At 74.3% G+C, this 13993-nt stretch carries 13 protein-coding genes; 10 read left to right on the top strand and 3 right to left on the bottom strand.

Annotated features, from left to right (window positions below):
- Positions 1–614: 614 nt before the first annotated feature.
- The 4 genes from fabG to GA0070614_RS06300 all read left to right on the top strand — a co-directional run bounded on the left by fabG (position 615) and on the right by GA0070614_RS06300 (position 4108).
- Positions 615–1370, top strand: coding sequence for a beta-ketoacyl-ACP reductase (fabG, locus tag GA0070614_RS06315; RefSeq protein WP_088975068.1), 756 nt, complete (start codon positions 615–617; stop codon positions 1368–1370).
- Between the two features lie 70 nt (positions 1371–1440).
- Positions 1441–2208: an enoyl-ACP reductase FabI gene (gene fabI / locus GA0070614_RS06310; RefSeq protein ID WP_088975067.1), complete on the top strand. Its 768-nt coding sequence runs from the start codon at positions 1441–1443 to the stop codon at positions 2206–2208.
- Between the two features lie 55 nt (positions 2209–2263).
- Positions 2264–3295, top strand: a complete 1032-nt coding sequence (locus GA0070614_RS06305) for a ferrochelatase (RefSeq protein WP_088975066.1) — start codon at positions 2264–2266, stop codon at positions 3293–3295.
- Positions 3296–3328: 33 nt separating this feature from the next.
- Positions 3329–4108 carry an HAD-IIA family hydrolase gene (locus tag GA0070614_RS06300; RefSeq protein WP_088975065.1) on the top strand — a complete coding sequence of 260 codons (780 nt, stop codon included), beginning with the start codon at positions 3329–3331 and terminating at the stop codon, positions 4106–4108.
- Between the two features lie 93 nt (positions 4109–4201).
- On the opposite strand, the gene GA0070614_RS06295 is transcribed toward GA0070614_RS06300, so the two are convergent.
- The gene (locus GA0070614_RS06295) at positions 4202–4960 is read right to left on the bottom strand and encodes an alpha/beta hydrolase (protein ID WP_088979266.1); all 759 of its coding nucleotides are present in this window, start codon (positions 4958–4960) and stop codon (positions 4202–4204) included.
- 28 nt (positions 4961–4988) lie between these two features.
- On the opposite strand from GA0070614_RS06295, the gene GA0070614_RS06290 reads away from it, so the two are divergent.
- Complete coding sequence (locus GA0070614_RS06290) at positions 4989–5594, top strand: TetR/AcrR family transcriptional regulator (RefSeq protein ID WP_088975064.1); 606 nt, start codon at positions 4989–4991, stop codon at positions 5592–5594.
- Positions 5595–5639: 45 nt separating this feature from the next.
- Here GA0070614_RS06290 and GA0070614_RS06285 read toward each other — a convergent pair whose 3' ends face one another.
- The gene (locus GA0070614_RS06285) at positions 5640–6434 is read right to left on the bottom strand and encodes a hypothetical protein (RefSeq protein WP_088975063.1); all 795 of its coding nucleotides are present in this window, start codon (positions 6432–6434) and stop codon (positions 5640–5642) included.
- Between the two features lie 204 nt (positions 6435–6638).
- Here GA0070614_RS06285 and GA0070614_RS06280 point away from each other — a divergent pair, with 204 nt between their 5' ends.
- The gene (locus GA0070614_RS06280) at positions 6639–7451 is read left to right on the top strand and encodes a DUF3097 domain-containing protein (protein WP_088979265.1); all 813 of its coding nucleotides are present in this window, start codon (positions 6639–6641) and stop codon (positions 7449–7451) included.
- Between the two features lie 105 nt (positions 7452–7556).
- Here GA0070614_RS06280 and GA0070614_RS06275 read toward each other — a convergent pair whose 3' ends face one another.
- A complete protein-coding gene (locus GA0070614_RS06275; RefSeq protein ID WP_088975062.1) occupies positions 7557–8870 on the bottom strand; it encodes a serine hydrolase domain-containing protein in 1314 nt (437 codons plus the stop codon).
- Positions 8871–8958: 88 nt separating this feature from the next.
- Here GA0070614_RS06275 and GA0070614_RS06270 point away from each other — a divergent pair, with 88 nt between their 5' ends.
- From GA0070614_RS06270 to GA0070614_RS06255, 4 genes are all read left to right on the top strand, one after another.
- Positions 8959–9432: an NfeD family protein gene (locus GA0070614_RS06270; RefSeq protein ID WP_088975061.1), complete on the top strand. Its 474-nt coding sequence runs from the start codon at positions 8959–8961 to the stop codon at positions 9430–9432.
- Between the two features lie 5 nt (positions 9433–9437).
- Positions 9438–10544 (top strand): SPFH domain-containing protein, encoded by a 1107-nt coding sequence (locus GA0070614_RS06265; protein ID WP_088975060.1) that lies wholly within the window; start codon positions 9438–9440, stop codon positions 10542–10544.
- 155 nt (positions 10545–10699) lie between these two features.
- Entirely contained in the window at positions 10700–11497 is a 798-nt protein-coding gene (locus GA0070614_RS06260; RefSeq protein WP_088975059.1) for a hypothetical protein, read from the top strand.
- Positions 11498–11720: 223 nt separating this feature from the next.
- Positions 11721–13955 carry a transglycosylase domain-containing protein gene (locus GA0070614_RS06255; protein WP_172892381.1) on the top strand — a complete coding sequence of 745 codons (2235 nt, stop codon included), beginning with the start codon at positions 11721–11723 and terminating at the stop codon, positions 13953–13955.
- The last annotated feature ends 38 nt before the right edge of the window (positions 13956–13993 follow it).

The following is a 13993-nucleotide window of genomic DNA, read 5'->3' as shown; positions in this document are numbered from 1 at the left end:
GGCCACCGCCGGCGCGTCGGGCGCGCCGGTCGGCGGCGGCCGTGCGGCCGGCGGTGGGTCAGTGACCGCCGCCGGCCAGCACGAAGACGACGGCCACCCAGACGGCGGCGAGGGTGAATCCCAGCGGGGCGACGTAACGGCTCATGGAACGGCTCCGGGTGGCGACTGCGGTCCGGGTGGGGCGGACCGCGAGGGCTGATCAGGACGCGCACACGAAGTCGTGACCGGGCGGCTCCACCGCGGGCGTCCCGGCTCTCCGACGGCACGGGCCGGCGGCCCCGACAGCGGGTCGGGGGCGGGACGGGGGTGGTGGAGCGGGAGCTGGGTCAGCTCTGCCGACTGAGTCGTGGCTCAGCGGGGCTGACGAGCGGCCCGGCCACGACTGGGAGGATCGCTATCTCGCACAGCGATCACCTCCTGCGGTCGGCGGGGCCCGGAACGCGGGCCGCACGCCGGCCCGCAAACGCCGATCATCGTACAACGGGGACGGTGGGGACGCGCACTCGGCCGAGTGGCCCCCGTCGGCCCGCCCGGAGGGCCGGGGTTAGCGATTACCTGCCGGTAACGCCTAGGCTCCGACCGACGTGGAGATCAGCTGACCAGAGGGAGGACCCGTGGCCCGTACCGTGCTGGTGACCGGCGGCAACCGGGGGATCGGCCTGGCCATCGCGCAGGCCTTCGCCAAGCAGGGCGACCGGGTGGCGGTGACCCACCGGGGTGGGGGAGTGCCCGGCGCCGGCGCAGCCGAGCCGGGGTCTGGCGCAGGCGGAGCCGGCCATCAGGGCAGCCTCTTCGGCGTGCGGTGCGACGTCACCGACGCGGCCTCCGTCGACGCGGCCTTCACCACGATCGAGGCGGAACTGGGCCCGGTCGAGGTGCTGGTGGCCAACGCCGGCATCACCGACGACACGCTGCTGATGCGGATGTCCGAGGAGCAGTTCACCGGGGTGCTGGACACCAACCTCACCGGCGCGTTCCGCTGCGCCAAGCGGGCCTCGACGAAGATGCTCCGGGCGAAGTGGGGCCGGATGATCTTCATCTCCTCGGTGGTCGGCCTCTACGGCGGCGTCGGTCAGGTCAACTACGCGGCGAGCAAGGCCGGCCTGGTCGGCGTGGCCCGCTCGATCACCCGTGAGCTGGGCACCCGCAACATCACCGCGAACGTGGTCGCGCCGGGCTTCATCGACACCGACATGACCGCGAAGCTGCCGGAGGAGCGCCGCGCCGAGTACCGCAAGGCCATCCCGGCCGGCCGGTTCGCCGAGCCGGACGAGGTCGCCGGCGTGGTCACCTGGCTGGCCTCGGACGCGGCCGGCTACATCTCCGGCGCCGTCATCCCGGTCGACGGCGGCCTCGGCATGGGCCACTGACCGGCACCGGCACGGCGACCCGATCAAGCGGCCTCGGCACGGCCACGAGCAAGCACGGAGGAACACGCACATGTCAGGACTGCTCGCCGGTAAGCGGCTGCTGGTCACCGGTGTCATCACCGACGCCTCGATCGCCTTCTCGGTGGCGAAGCTCGCCCAGGAGAACGGCGCGCAGGTCGTGCTCACCGGCTACGGCCGGCTGTCGCTGGTCGAGCGGATCGCCAAGCGGCTGCCCGAGCCGGCCCCGGTGATCGAGTTGGACGTGACGAACCCGGAGCACCTGGCCGGCCTCGCCGACAAGGTGCGCGAGCACGTCGACGGCCTCGACGGGGTGGTGCACTCGATCGGCTTCGCCCCGCAGAGCTGCCTCGGCGGCGGTTTCCTCGACGCCCCCTGGGAGGACGTGGCGACCGCGTTGCAGGTCTCCACGTACTCGTACAAGTCGCTGGCGATGGCGGCGCTGCCGCTGATGTCCGCCGGTGGCGCCGTGGTCGGGCTCACCTTCGACGCCACCAAGGCGTGGCCGGTCTACGACTGGATGGGCGTGGCCAAGGCCGGACTGGAGTCCGCCTCCCGCTACCTCGCGCTGCACCTGGGCAAGCAGGGCATCCGCAGCAACCTGGTGGCGGCCGGCCCGCTGCGCACCATCGCCGCCAAGTCCATCCCCGGCTTCGAGCAGTTCGAGGACGCCTGGACCGAGCGGGCCCCGCTCGGCTGGAGCCTGACGGACCAGGAGCCGGCGGCCCGGGCCTGTCTGGCGCTGCTGTCGGACTGGTTCCCGGCCACCACCGGCGAGATCGTCCACGTCGACGGCGGCTACCACGCGATCGGCGCCTGACCCGACGGCAGGGGTGGCCGCCGGGCCGGCACGGCCGTCGGGGGAGAATGGCGCCATGGCGTACGACGCGTTGGTGCTGGTCTCCTTCGGCGGCCCGGAGCGGCCCGAGGACGTGATGCCCTTCCTGCAGAACGTGACCCGGGGCCGGGGCGTCCCGCCCGAGCGGCTAGCCGAGGTCGCCGAGCACTACCTGCACTTCGGCGGGGTCTCCCCGATCAACCAGCAGTGCCGGGACCTGCTCGCCGCGATCCGGGAGGACTTCGCCGCGCACGGCGTCGACCTGCCGGTCTACTGGGGCAACCGGAACTGGGACCCGATGCTCGCCGACACCGTCACGCAGATGCGCGACGACGGGGTGAAGCGGGCCCTGGCCTTCGTCACCAGCGCGTACGGCGGCTACTCGTCCTGCCGGCAGTACCAGGAGGACATCGCCGCCGCCCGGGCGGCGGTCGGCCCGGACGCCCCGGTGATCGAGAAGCTGCGCCAGTTCTGGGACCACCCCGGCTTCATCGAGCCGCACGCCGACGCGGTGAGGGCCGCCCTCGCCCAGCTCGACCCGGCGAAGCGGGACACCACCCGGATCGTCTTCACCGCCCACTCCGTGCCGACCTCGGCGGCGGCCACCGCCGGCCCCACCGGCGGGCGCTACACCGCCCAGATGGCGGAGGTGGCCCGGCTGGTGCACGCCGCCGCCGCGCCCGAGCTGCCGTACGACCTGGTGTGGCAGAGCCGCTCCGGGCCGCCGCAGGTGCCGTGGCTGGAGCCGGACGTCAACGACCACCTGACCGCGCTCGCCGGGCAGGGCGTGACCGGCGTGGTGGTCTCCCCGATCGGGTTCGTCTCCGACCACCTGGAGGTGGTCTGGGACCTGGACACCGAGGCGCTGGAGACGGCCAAGCAGCTCGGCCTGGACTTCGCCCGGGCCGGCACCCCCGGCACCGACCCGCGCTTCGTGGCGATGGTCCGGGAGCTGGTGGCCGAGCGCACCACCCCCGGCGGGGAGCGGCTGCGCCGCCGCCTCGGCGAGCTGCCGATGTGGGACACCTGCCCCACGCCGTGCTGCGTGCCGGCCGCCCGGCGTCCCTGAACCACCGACCCCGACACCCCCTGGGACGACACGATGCAGGACCGCAAGCCGGTGCAGAGCTGGCTCACCGACATGGACGGCGTGCTGGTGCACGAGGGCCAGCCCGTCCCCGGCGCGCCGGAGTTCGTCAAACGGCTGCGCGCCTCGGGCAAGCCGTTCCTGGTGCTGACCAACAACTCCATCTACACCCCGCGCGACCTCCAGGCCCGGCTGGTGCGGATGGGGCTGGACGTGCCGGAGGAGGCGATCTGGTCGTCCGCGCTGGCCACTGCGCAGTTCCTGGCCGACCAGCGGCCCGGCGGCACGGCGTACGTGATCGGCGAGGCCGGGCTGACCACGGCCCTGCACGCGGTCGGCTACGTGCTCACCGACTTCGCCCCGGACTACGTGGTGCTGGGGGAGACCCGCACCTACAGCTTCGAGGCGATCACCAAGGCGGTCCGGCTGATCAACGACGGGGCCCGGTTCATCTGCACCAACCCGGACGTCACCGGCCCCTCGGTGGAGGGCGCGCTGCCGGCCGCCGGCTCGGTGGCCGCGATGATCTCCAAGGCGACCGGGGTGGAGCCGTACTTCGTCGGCAAGCCCAACCCGATGATGATGCGGTCGGCGCTCAACACCATCGAGGCGCACTCGGAGAGCACCGCGATGATCGGTGACCGGATGGACACCGACATCCTCTGCGGGCTGGAGGCGGGGCTGGAGACGATCCTGGTGCTCACCGGGATCAGCACCCGGGTGGAGGCGGAGCGCTACCCGTACCGTCCCTCGCGCATCGTCGACTCCGTGGCCGACCTGATCGACGAGATCTGACGCCGGCCACCGCCGCGGCCGCCGGCCGCGCGCGGCCGGCGGCGTCACCGGTCCCGGCCCGCCGCGTCGGTACGCCGACAGCCCGCACCCGGGTCAGCGGAGGAAGTCGGCCACCATCGGCGCGAGGGTCGAGGCCGGCACCTGGTGCCATTCGCCGGGCAGGGTGCGGTGCACCGCGTTCGGCAGCAGCGCCGCCGCGGTGGCGGCCATGCCGGCGAGGTCGTCGCTGCTGCCGGCGCTGCCGAGGATCAGCGCCGGTGTCGTGACCCGGGCCAGCAGGCCGGCGGTGGTGGCCTCGCTGAGGCTGCTGTCGTACGCCAGGGTGTGCGCCACCGACACCATCGCCGTCCAGTGCGGCGAACCGCGCATGCCGGCCAGCATCTCCGGCGGCACTCCGACGGACGTCAGGAAGAAGGTGACCGCGTCCGCGCCGGACAGCTCGCGCAGCTTCGTCGTGAACGCCCGCTGCGCGGCCGAGCCCTCCGTCGGGTCGAGCGCGGGCTCCAGCAGGGCCAACCGGTGGACGTCGAGACCGGCGGCCGCCGCGTGCAGCGCGACCAGGCAGCCGGACGAGTACCCGTACAGCGAGGCGGGGCCCCCTACCGTGGCGATCAGCGCGGCGAGGTCCTCCACCTCGCGTTCCGGCGCGTACGGCGGGGTGTCGGTGCTGTCACCGCGCCCCCGGCGGTCGTACCGGTGCACGGTGAACTCGGCGGCGAGCAGGTCCGCCAACTCGCCGAGCGGGCTGTTGGCCCGGTAGTGGCCGGCGGCGTCGACGAGGATCACCGGCGGCCCGGAGCCGGCGCTCTCGTACGCGATGCGGGTGCCGTCCCGCGAGGTCACCGTCCCCATGAACTGAACGGTACAGTACAGTTCCAGCATGCGGAAGGACCTCAAGCGGCGGGCGATCCTCGACGCCGCGCTCGCGGAGTTCCTGGAGCACGGATTCCGCGGCGCCGGGATGGACCGCGTCGCCGAGCGAGCCGGCGCGTCCAAGGTCACCGTGTACGCGCACTTCGCCGACAAGCGTGCCCTGTTCGAGGCGGTCTTCGCGTCCGCCGTCGCCGACGCCGAGCGGGCCGGATCGGCGCTGGTCGACGCGCTGGCCGAATCCGACGACCTGCCCCGCGACCTGCGCGCCTTCGCCCGGGAACACATCGCCACGGTGACCCGTCCGCACCTCGTCCAGTTGCGCCGGATGCTCATCGGCGAGGCCGGCCGCTTTCCCGACCTGGCCCGCGGCTGGCACCGGGCCGCCCCGGAGCGCGGCCACGCCACTCTCGCGGCCGTCATCACGCGACTGGCGGAGCGGGGGCTGCTGCGCGCGCCCGACCCGCTGCTCGCCGCGCAGCACCTCAACTACCTGATCCTGTCGATTCCGCTCAACGAGGCGATGTTCGCCGTCCGCGACACGTTCCCGCCGACGGAGCTGGACCGCTGGGCCGACGAGGCCGTGCGGGTCTTCCTCGCCGCGTACGGCGCGTAGAGCTGTCCGCCGGGCGCCTCGGGGTGTGCGGGTGGGGGGCGGGGCCTACGGACGCAGCGGGGCGTTGCAGGCGGCGACCAGCGCCTGCCGGCAGGCGGTGGTGAGCGGGCGCAGCGCCGCGTCGCGCTGCTGGGCCTCGTAGTTGTTGATCGCCCCGCCCGGGGCGCTCTCGCCGGCCAGGGCGAGGACCCGGTCCAGCACGGCGGCCCGGGCGAAGAGTCGCCGGGCGCGCGGGTCGAAGCCGGGTGGCAGGTCGGTGGTGCCGTCCGGGCGGCGCAGCGCGGCCAGCGCGCCGGCCAGCTCGGGCCGCCACTGGGCCACGTCGAGCCGGGTCAGCGCGGCGGTGGACTCCGCGAGCGCGGCGGCCAGCTCGGCCTCCGCCTCGGCGGCCCCGGGGGAGAACGGCGACGCCTTCGGCGCGTCCGCCGGCAGCGGGTAGACCCGCCACAGCACCGTCTCCCAGGTCATCCCCGAGCCGGAGGTGTGCGTGCGCACCTGCGGGATCAGCCCCAGCGGCCCGGCGACGACCGCCTCCCCGGCCAGCAGCGCCGCGCCGGTGAAGTCACCGGGGCCGGGCAGCCCGCGCGGGTCGCCCGGCGCGGGCAGCACCAGGCGGATCTCGTCCGGGGAGAGCTTGGCGAGGCTGGGCAGCGCCTGCCCCAGCGGCACGTCGGTCCAGGTGCCGGGGGCGTCGGCCACCAGGTGCTCCTCGTCGCCGGCGATCTCCTCGGCGACCTCGTCGAAGGGCACCAGGCCGGCGCGCCAGGCGCGCACCCAGGCAACGAACCGGCTCGACCGGCGCGGGGCCAGCGTGGCCGCGCCCGTTGCGGGGAGGGACATGCCGAAAGGGTACGTGGTTTCCGCGCGCCCTGTCTCGACTGCCGCTCCGGTGGCGTGGCCTGACCCGAACTGCCCGCTTCGCCCCTTCCCGGACGGCTCGGCGTGGATCGCCGGGCCTCGCCCACCCGCCACGCCGACCCGGGCCGGCGGGTCCGGCGGCGCGTCGTCGGGCGGCGTGCCGGCCGTCCGGTTAGCGTGATCCACATGGCGGGGCGATACGACGGGGACGTGCTGGCGGGCGACTGGCGGCGACGGAAGGTCACCCCCGAGGTGGACGCCGAACCCGACCTCGTGGTCGAGGACGCCGACTCCGGTTTCTGCGGCGCGGTGGTCGGTTTCGAGTCCGGCGCGGTGGTGCTGGAGGACCGGCACGGCCGACGGCGCAACTTCCCGCTGCTGCCCGCCGCGTTCCTGCTCGACGGCCGGCCGGTGACGCTGCGCCGGCCGACGCGCGCGGCGGTGCCGGCGGCCCGCAGGCGCACCGCGTCCGGCTCGATCGCCGTCGACGACGTCCGGGCGCAGGTGGCCAAGGCCAGCCGGATCTGGGTGGAGGGCGTGCACGACGCCGCCCTGGTCGAGCGGATCTGGGGCGACGACCTGCGCATCGAGGGCGTGGTGGTGGAGCCGTTGGACGGCATCGACGCGCTCGACGCCGAGGTGCGCGCCTTCGCCCCCGGCCCGGGGCGGCGCCTCGGCGTGCTCGTCGACCACCTCGTGCCCGGCTCCAAGGAGAGCCGGATCGTCGCGCGGGTCACCTCCCCGCACGTGCTGGTCACCGGCCACCCGTACGTGGACGTCTGGCAGGCGGTGAAGCCGAGGGCGCTCGGCATCGCGGCGTGGCCGGTGGTGCCGCCGGGACGGCCGTGGAAGGAGGGCGTCTGCGCCGCGCTCGGGGTGGCCGAGCCGGCCGACATGTGGCGGCACATCCTGTCCCGGGTGGACAGTTTCGCCGACGTGGAGACCCCGCTGATCAACGCGATGGAGCGCCTCATCGACTTCGTCACCGAGCCGGCCTGAGGGTTCGTCCTCGCGCCGGCCCGAGCGCGCGCTCGACCCCCGTCGGCCGGCCGGTCCGCGCACGACGGGCGCGGCGCGGTCGGGGCGGCCGTCGGCCGCCGCCGGTCAGGGCTCCTGCTCCGGGGTCCGGGTGAGGACGAAGGTGGCGATGTCGAGGGCGACCGCCCGCCCCGCCGGGTCGCGTACGACGGTGAGGATCTCGCCGTCCTGGCCGCCGGAGCGACCCCGCCACCGGTCCGGGCCCTCCGGGGTGAAGCGCAGCGTCGGCTCGCCGGGCGGGCCGGCCCACAGTTCGCCGGCGGCGTCGACCCGGACCTCGAACTCGATGCCCATCCACCACCAGCGGCCGGTCAGTTCGGTCAGCTCGGCGGCGGGCGGGGCGAGTGCCGGCCGCCACGGCGTCACCGGGGCGGGCTCGGCGTCCAGCACCAGGGTGAGCAGCTGCCGGGCGAGCCCACCGATGTGCCCGGAGCGCATCCCGTACGCGTTGGCGAAGCCCACCACCGCGGTCCGGGTGGGGCGGTGCACCGCCAGGGCGGCGACGTAGCCGGGCATCGAGCCGCCGTGGCCGACGTACACCCGCTCGCCCTCCCGGTAGAGCTCCAGCCCGAGGCCGTGCCCGCCGGTCCACGAGTCGAGGTCGCTGATCACCACCGGCGCGCACATCTCCGTCAGCGTCTGCGGCGCGAGCACTTCCGGGTCGGGGTCGGCCAGGAACGCCGCCCAGCGCCCGAGGTCGGCGACGGTGGACCAGAGCTGCCCGGCCGGCGCCATCGCCCCGGTGTCGGTGCGCGGCTCCTCCCGCAGCGTGTCGTGCCACGGGTGGACCACGTAGCCCCGGGCGTACGGCTCGGTGGCGTGGTAGCTGGTGCGGCGCATGCCCAGCGGCGTCAGGATGCGTTCGCGCAGCAGCTGCGCCCAGGGCGTGCCGGTGAGCCGTTCCAGCACCCCGCCGAGCAGCCCGTACGCCAGGTTGGAGTAGTGGTAGCCGCGCAGCGGCGGGTACGCGATCTTGTCGGGGCTGAGCCCGCCGAGGAGGGTGGCCAGGTCGACGCCCTCGACCCGCTCCCACCACTGCCCGTCCGGCTCGCGTTGCAGGCCGCCGACGTGCCCGAGCAGCTGACGCAGGGTGAGCGCGCCGACCGGCGTGCCGGGCAGGTGCTGCTCCACCGGGTCGTCGAGGCGCAGCCGGCCGGCGTCGCGCTCCTGCAGGACCAGGGTCGCGGTCATGGTCTTGCTGATCGACCCGAGGCGGTACTGGAGATCGGCGTCGGGGCGGGGGTGCTCGCCGGCGGCGGCGAGGTGGACCAGCGTCCCGTCGCGCACCACCCCGAGCCCCAGCGACGGGGCCCGGCCGGTGGACTGGGCCCGGGCGACGAGCGTGTCGAGCTGGCGGACGGTCTCGGGCAGCAGGGTCACGGCGGTCTCCCCGGGTCGGCGCGGCTGCCGTCGAGCTTACTGATCATGGGGGTCGTCGGGAGGTGCGCGGGCGTGTCACGATCGAAGGGTGGACGCCGTGGTGTGGATCGTGCTGGGAGTGCTGCTGGGTGTCGCCGAGATCTTCACGACGACCCTCTTCCTGATGATGTTCGCGGCCGGCGCGTTCGCGGCCGCGGGCGCCGCCGCCCTGGGTGCTCCGGTCCCGGTGCAGGCGGTGGTCTTCGCCGTGGTGTCGGCGCTGTCGGTGCTGCTGGCGCGGCCGGTGATCAAGCGGCACGCGCGCGGCACACTGGAGACCGGTGAGCAGCCGTTCGGGGTGGAGGCGCTGGAGGGTACCACCGCCCTGGTGCTGGAGCGGGTGGACACGGACCACGGTCTGGTCAAGATCGACGGCGAGTTGTGGACGGCGCGGGCGTACGACGCGACGCAGTCCTTCGAACCCGGTGAGCGGGTGCAGGTGATCAAGGTGCGGGGCGCCACCGCCCTGGTGTGGCAGGACGACATTTCCTCCCCCGGTGAGCTGCCGGAAGCGAAAAGGTGAGCAGTATGGAATTTGCAGCGGTCCTGTTGATCGCCGTGGCGGTGATCGTCGTGGTGACCCTGATCAAGGCGGTGCGGATCGTGCCGCAGCAGCGGCAGGACGTCGTCGAGCGCCTCGGCAAGTACAAGCGGACGTTGAACCCGGGCCTGAACCTGCTGGTCCCGTTCATCGACGCGGTGCGGACCAAGGTCGACATGCGCGAGCAGGTGGTCAGCTTCCCGCCGCAGCCGGTGATCACCTCGGACAACCTGGTCGTCTCCATCGACACGGTCCTCTACTACAAGGTGGTCGACTCGGTGCGGGCGACCTACGAGATCGCCAACTTCATCCAGGCGATCGAGCAGCTCACCGTCACCACCCTGCGCAACGTGATCGGTTCGCTGGACCTGGAGCGGGCGCTGACCAGCCGCGAGGAGATCAACCGGCACCTGTCCGGGGTGCTGGACGAGACCACCGGCCGGTGGGGCATCAAGGTGACCCGGGTGGAGATCAAGGCGATCGAGCCGCCGCCGAGCATCCGCGACTCGATGGAGAAGCAGATGCGCGCCGAGCGGGACCGGCGCGCGGCCATCCTCAACGCCGAGGGGCACAAGCAGTCGCAGATCCTCACCGCCGAGGGTGAGAAGCAGGCGGCGGTGCTGCGCGCCGACGGTGACCGGCAGGCCCGGATCCTGCAGGCCGAAGGCCAGGCCAAGGCCATCCGGACCGTGTTCGACGCCATCCACCAGGCCAACCCGAGCCAGAAGGTGCTCGCCTACCAGTACCTCCAGGCGCTGCCGCAGATCGCCAACGGCTCGGCCAACAAGGTCTGGATCGTCCCGGCCGAGCTGACCAAGGCCCTGGAGGGCATGGGTGGCGCGCTGGGCGGGCTGAGCCGGATGGTCGGCGACGAGCCGACGCCGGAGGCGTCCGACACCGCGAGCGAGGTCGAGCGCGAGGCCGCGGAGGCGGCGCGGGCAGCGGCCACCGCCGCCCAGCAGATCCACGACGAGGTACGCGTCGCCGAGGCGCAGGCCACCGGCGGGAAGACCCCGCAGGGGCTGCCCGCCCCGGAGCCCGTCTCCCCGGCGAGCCTGCTGAACGACCCGGCCGACCAGCGCGAACGGGGCTGACCCCGGCGTCACGCCGCCCCGCGACGGCAAACGCGAGAAACGCTCATCCCGCGCCCCGGCGCCTGCCACGATCGGTCCGAGAGGACGGGTGGTGGCCAGGAGCCGGGGCGCCGGTGCGTCCCGCGCCGCCCGTCCGGGATCGAGCGAGGTGAGGCATGGATCCGGCCAAGCGGTTGTTCACCCGTACCCCGGTGACCGGTGCGCACGACCCGACCGGCCCGCTGGGCACGCGGCGTACCGGCGGGGGGTTCGGGGTGCTGCCCTTCGTCGGCGACCCCGGCCCGGCGGCGCCGGCCACCGACGCCAGCTGGGCCTGGTCGCTGCGCCGCTTCGCCCGCGCCGCGGTCTGGCTGCTGCCCGCGTACGCGGTCCTCTACGGCGTGGTGGCGATGGCCAGCGACGGCGGGGTGGGCAACGACCCGTATCCGGCCGACGGCCAGCCGCTCTACCTGGTCGGCTGGGTGGCGGCGGTCTGGCTGGGCCTGCTCGCCCTGCTCGCGCTGACCGGCCTGCTGGCCGCGACCCGGGTCCGCCGGGTCGCCGTGGCCGGGCTGCTGGTCGGCATCGCCGGAACGGTGCTGATGCTGCCCTTCGCCGGGCTGGCCGAGCAGACCCCGGTCTTCGGCACCACCGCCCGGATGCTGGTGCTGGTCGGGGCGACCTGCTACAGCGCCGGTTGGCTGCTCACCGGCTGGTCGGTCGCCCGCTCCGGCATGTTCGCCATCGGTGACGGGACGATGCTGATGATCGCCGCGCCGCTGCTGGGTCTCGGCGGGGCGCTGATCGGCTCGTTGCAGACCTTCGGGGCGATCTTCGTGCTGATCGCGGGCATCGGCATCGGCTACCGCTCCGGCCGCCTGGTGCCGGCCACGATCGCCCGCGACGCCGCCACCGCCAGCGTCGCCACCCCCACCACCCCCGGCGGCCCCCAGGGCCCCCTCCCCGCCGCCTGACCCCACCCCACCCCACCCCACCCCGCCCTCGCGTCGGCCCTCCCGCGCCGGCCCGCCGTGATCAAGAGGTTTGGGCACGGGTCGGCCCCGAATGGGTGCGCAAACCTCTTGATCACCGCCGTGTGGGACGCGGGGGACGCGGGGGACGGCGGGGACGGCGGGGACGAGGGGGGAGGGGTGGGACGGGGAGGGGGTGAGGTGGGGAAGTTGCTGATCGGTCACCGTGAGTTGGCTGACAATTGCGGTCCGGGGTGGCCTGCTGCTCGTCGGCGTGGCAATCCTGGAGCGCATGCCCCGACCCCGGACGCCGCTGTCGCGGCTCTTCACCGTGCTGCTCGCCGGCCTGCTGGCCGGCCTCGTCCTCGCGGTCGCCGCGCTGCCGGGCAACCTGCTCGCCGGGTTCGCCACCAAGGCGGCGCTCGGGGCGTACGACGACCTGCCGGCGGCGCTGCGCACCCCGGCCACCCCGCAGCGCTCCTACCTCTACGCCAACGACGGCAAAACGCTGCTCACCACGTTCTACGACGTCAACCGCAGCGACGTGCCGCTGGCCGAGATCGCCCCGGTGATGCGGCAGGCGATCGTCGCCGCCGAGGACCGGCGCTTCTACTCGCACGGCGGGGCGGACCTGCGCGGCATCGCCCGCGCGCTGGTCGCCAACGTCACCGGCGGTGACACCCAGGGCGGCTCGACGCTGACCATGCAGTACGTGCGCAACGTGCTCAAGAGCGACCCCAACCGCACCGCCGAGGAGCGGCAGGCGGCCACCGAGCAGACCGTCGGGCGCAAGCTCCAGGAGATCCGGTACGCCACCGAGCTGGAGAACCAGCTCGGCAAGGACGAGATCCTCAACCGGTACCTCAACATCGCGTACTTCGGTTCCGGGGCGTACGGCGTCGCAGCGGCCTCCCAGCGCTACTTCGGCAAGCCGCCGGCCGACCTGACCCTCGGCGAGGCGGCCCTGCTCGCCGGCCTGGTCCAGTCGCCGGACGAGTACAGCCCGATCGACGGCGACGCCGAGGCGGCCCTGGTCCGGCGCGGGTACGTGCTCGACGCGATGCGCGACACCGGGGTGATCACCCAGGAGCAGGCCGACCGGGCCCGGGCCGAGAAGCTGACCCTGCGTCCCACCGCCCAGCCCAACGGCTGCGTGGCCACCCGTACCGCCGACACCGGCTTCTTCTGCGACTACCTGCGCCGCTGGTGGCTGGAGCAGCCCGCCTTCGGCGAGACCCCGCAGGAGCGGGAGCAGGCCCTGCGCCGCGGCGGCTACACCGTGGTCACCTCCCTCGACCCGGACGTGCAGGCCACCGCCGTCAAGGAGGCCCGTCGGGTGTACGCCGACGACGAGGCCCGTGCCCTGCCCATCGCCGCCGTCGAGCCGGGCACCGGCCGGATCCTCGCCATGGCGGTCAACCGGCAGTACGGCGTGGCCGACGGCCAGACCGTCAACCCGCTGATCTCCGGCGGCGGCAGCATCGAGGGCTACCAGGCCGGATCCACGTTCAAGCTCTTCACCATGCTCGCCGCGCTGGAGTCGGGGCGTACCCTCTCGACCGGTTTCGACGCGCCCAGCCGGCTGCCGACCCGCTACGCCGCCGAGGGCGAGGGCAGCTGCGACGGCCGGTGGTGCCCGGCCAACGCCAACCCGGAGCGGATGGACGGCTACCGGATGATGTGGGACGCCTTCGGCCGCTCGGTGAACACCTACTTCGTCTGGCTGGCCGAGCAGGTCGGCCAGGACAAGGTGGTGGAGATGGCGCAGCGCCTCGGCATCACCTTCCGGGCCGAGTCCGACGCGAGCTTCGCCGCGAACGACGCGGCCGACTGGGGCGCGTTCACCCTCGGCGTGGCCGCCACCACCCCGCTGGACCTGGCCAACGCGTACGCCACCGTGGCCGCCGAGGGGACGTACTGCACCCCGACGCCGGTGGAGTCGGTGACCGCGCCGGACGGCACCCGGGTGGCGGTCGGCGGCCCGGACTGCGAGCGGGTGCTCAGCCAGGACGTGGCCCGGGCCGCCACCGACGCGGCGCGCTGCCCGGTCGGCCAGCAGTCCGCGTTCGGGCAGTGCAACGGCGGCACCGCCTCCGGGGTGGACCGCATCGTCGGCCGCCCGGTGGCCGGCAAGACCGGTAGCTCGGAGAAGAACGCCACCGAGACGTTCGTCGGGTTCACCCCGCAGGTCGCCGTCGCCGGCATCGCCGCCAACCCGGACGACCCGAGCGACGCGGTCGGCGGGCCGGTGCAGTCGCAGGTGATCGCGGCGGTCGCCCGGACCATCCGGACGGCGGTCGACGGCGAGCCGGTGCGCGACTTCACCGCGCCGAGCCGGGCCCTGGTCGGTGACATGCGCCGGCCCGAGCCGCCCCGCCCGTCGCCCGCGCCCACCGAGCCCTCGCCGGAGCCGAGCATCCCGCCGGACCTGCTGCGCTGGCTGCAGAACCGCCGCGGCTGACCACCGCCGCCCGGACCGGGCCCCGCCGTCCTCCCCCC

This window comes from Micromonospora coxensis (genome assembly GCF_900090295.1).
In the GTDB taxonomy this organism is placed as follows: domain Bacteria; phylum Actinomycetota; class Actinomycetes; order Mycobacteriales; family Micromonosporaceae; genus Micromonospora; species Micromonospora coxensis.
This window is presented reverse-complemented; position numbering and strand designations above follow the sequence as displayed.

Bases quoted from the DNA above. Each gene is read 5' to 3' on its own strand.
- fabI (WP_088975067.1), top strand. From the start codon at position 1,441: ATGTCAGGACTGCTCGCCGGTAAGCGGCTGCTGGTCACCGGTGTCATC.
- GA0070614_RS06305 (WP_088975066.1), top strand. From the start codon at position 2,264: ATGGCGTACGACGCGTTGGTGCTGGTCTCCTTCGGCGGCCCGGAGCGG.
- GA0070614_RS06300 (WP_088975065.1), top strand. From the start codon at position 3,329: ATGCAGGACCGCAAGCCGGTGCAGAGCTGGCTCACCGACATGGACGGC.
- GA0070614_RS06295 (WP_088979266.1), bottom strand. From the start codon at position 4,960: ATGGGGACGGTGACCTCGCGGGACGGCACCCGCATCGCGTACGAGAGC.
- GA0070614_RS06290 (WP_088975064.1), top strand. From the start codon at position 4,989: ATGCGGAAGGACCTCAAGCGGCGGGCGATCCTCGACGCCGCGCTCGCG.
- GA0070614_RS06285 (WP_088975063.1), bottom strand. From the start codon at position 6,434: ATGTCCCTCCCCGCAACGGGCGCGGCCACGCTGGCCCCGCGCCGGTCG.
- GA0070614_RS06280 (WP_088979265.1), top strand. From the start codon at position 6,639: ATGGCGGGGCGATACGACGGGGACGTGCTGGCGGGCGACTGGCGGCGA.
- GA0070614_RS06265 (WP_088975060.1), top strand. From the start codon at position 9,438: ATGGAATTTGCAGCGGTCCTGTTGATCGCCGTGGCGGTGATCGTCGTG.
- GA0070614_RS06260 (WP_088975059.1), top strand. From the start codon at position 10,700: ATGGATCCGGCCAAGCGGTTGTTCACCCGTACCCCGGTGACCGGTGCG.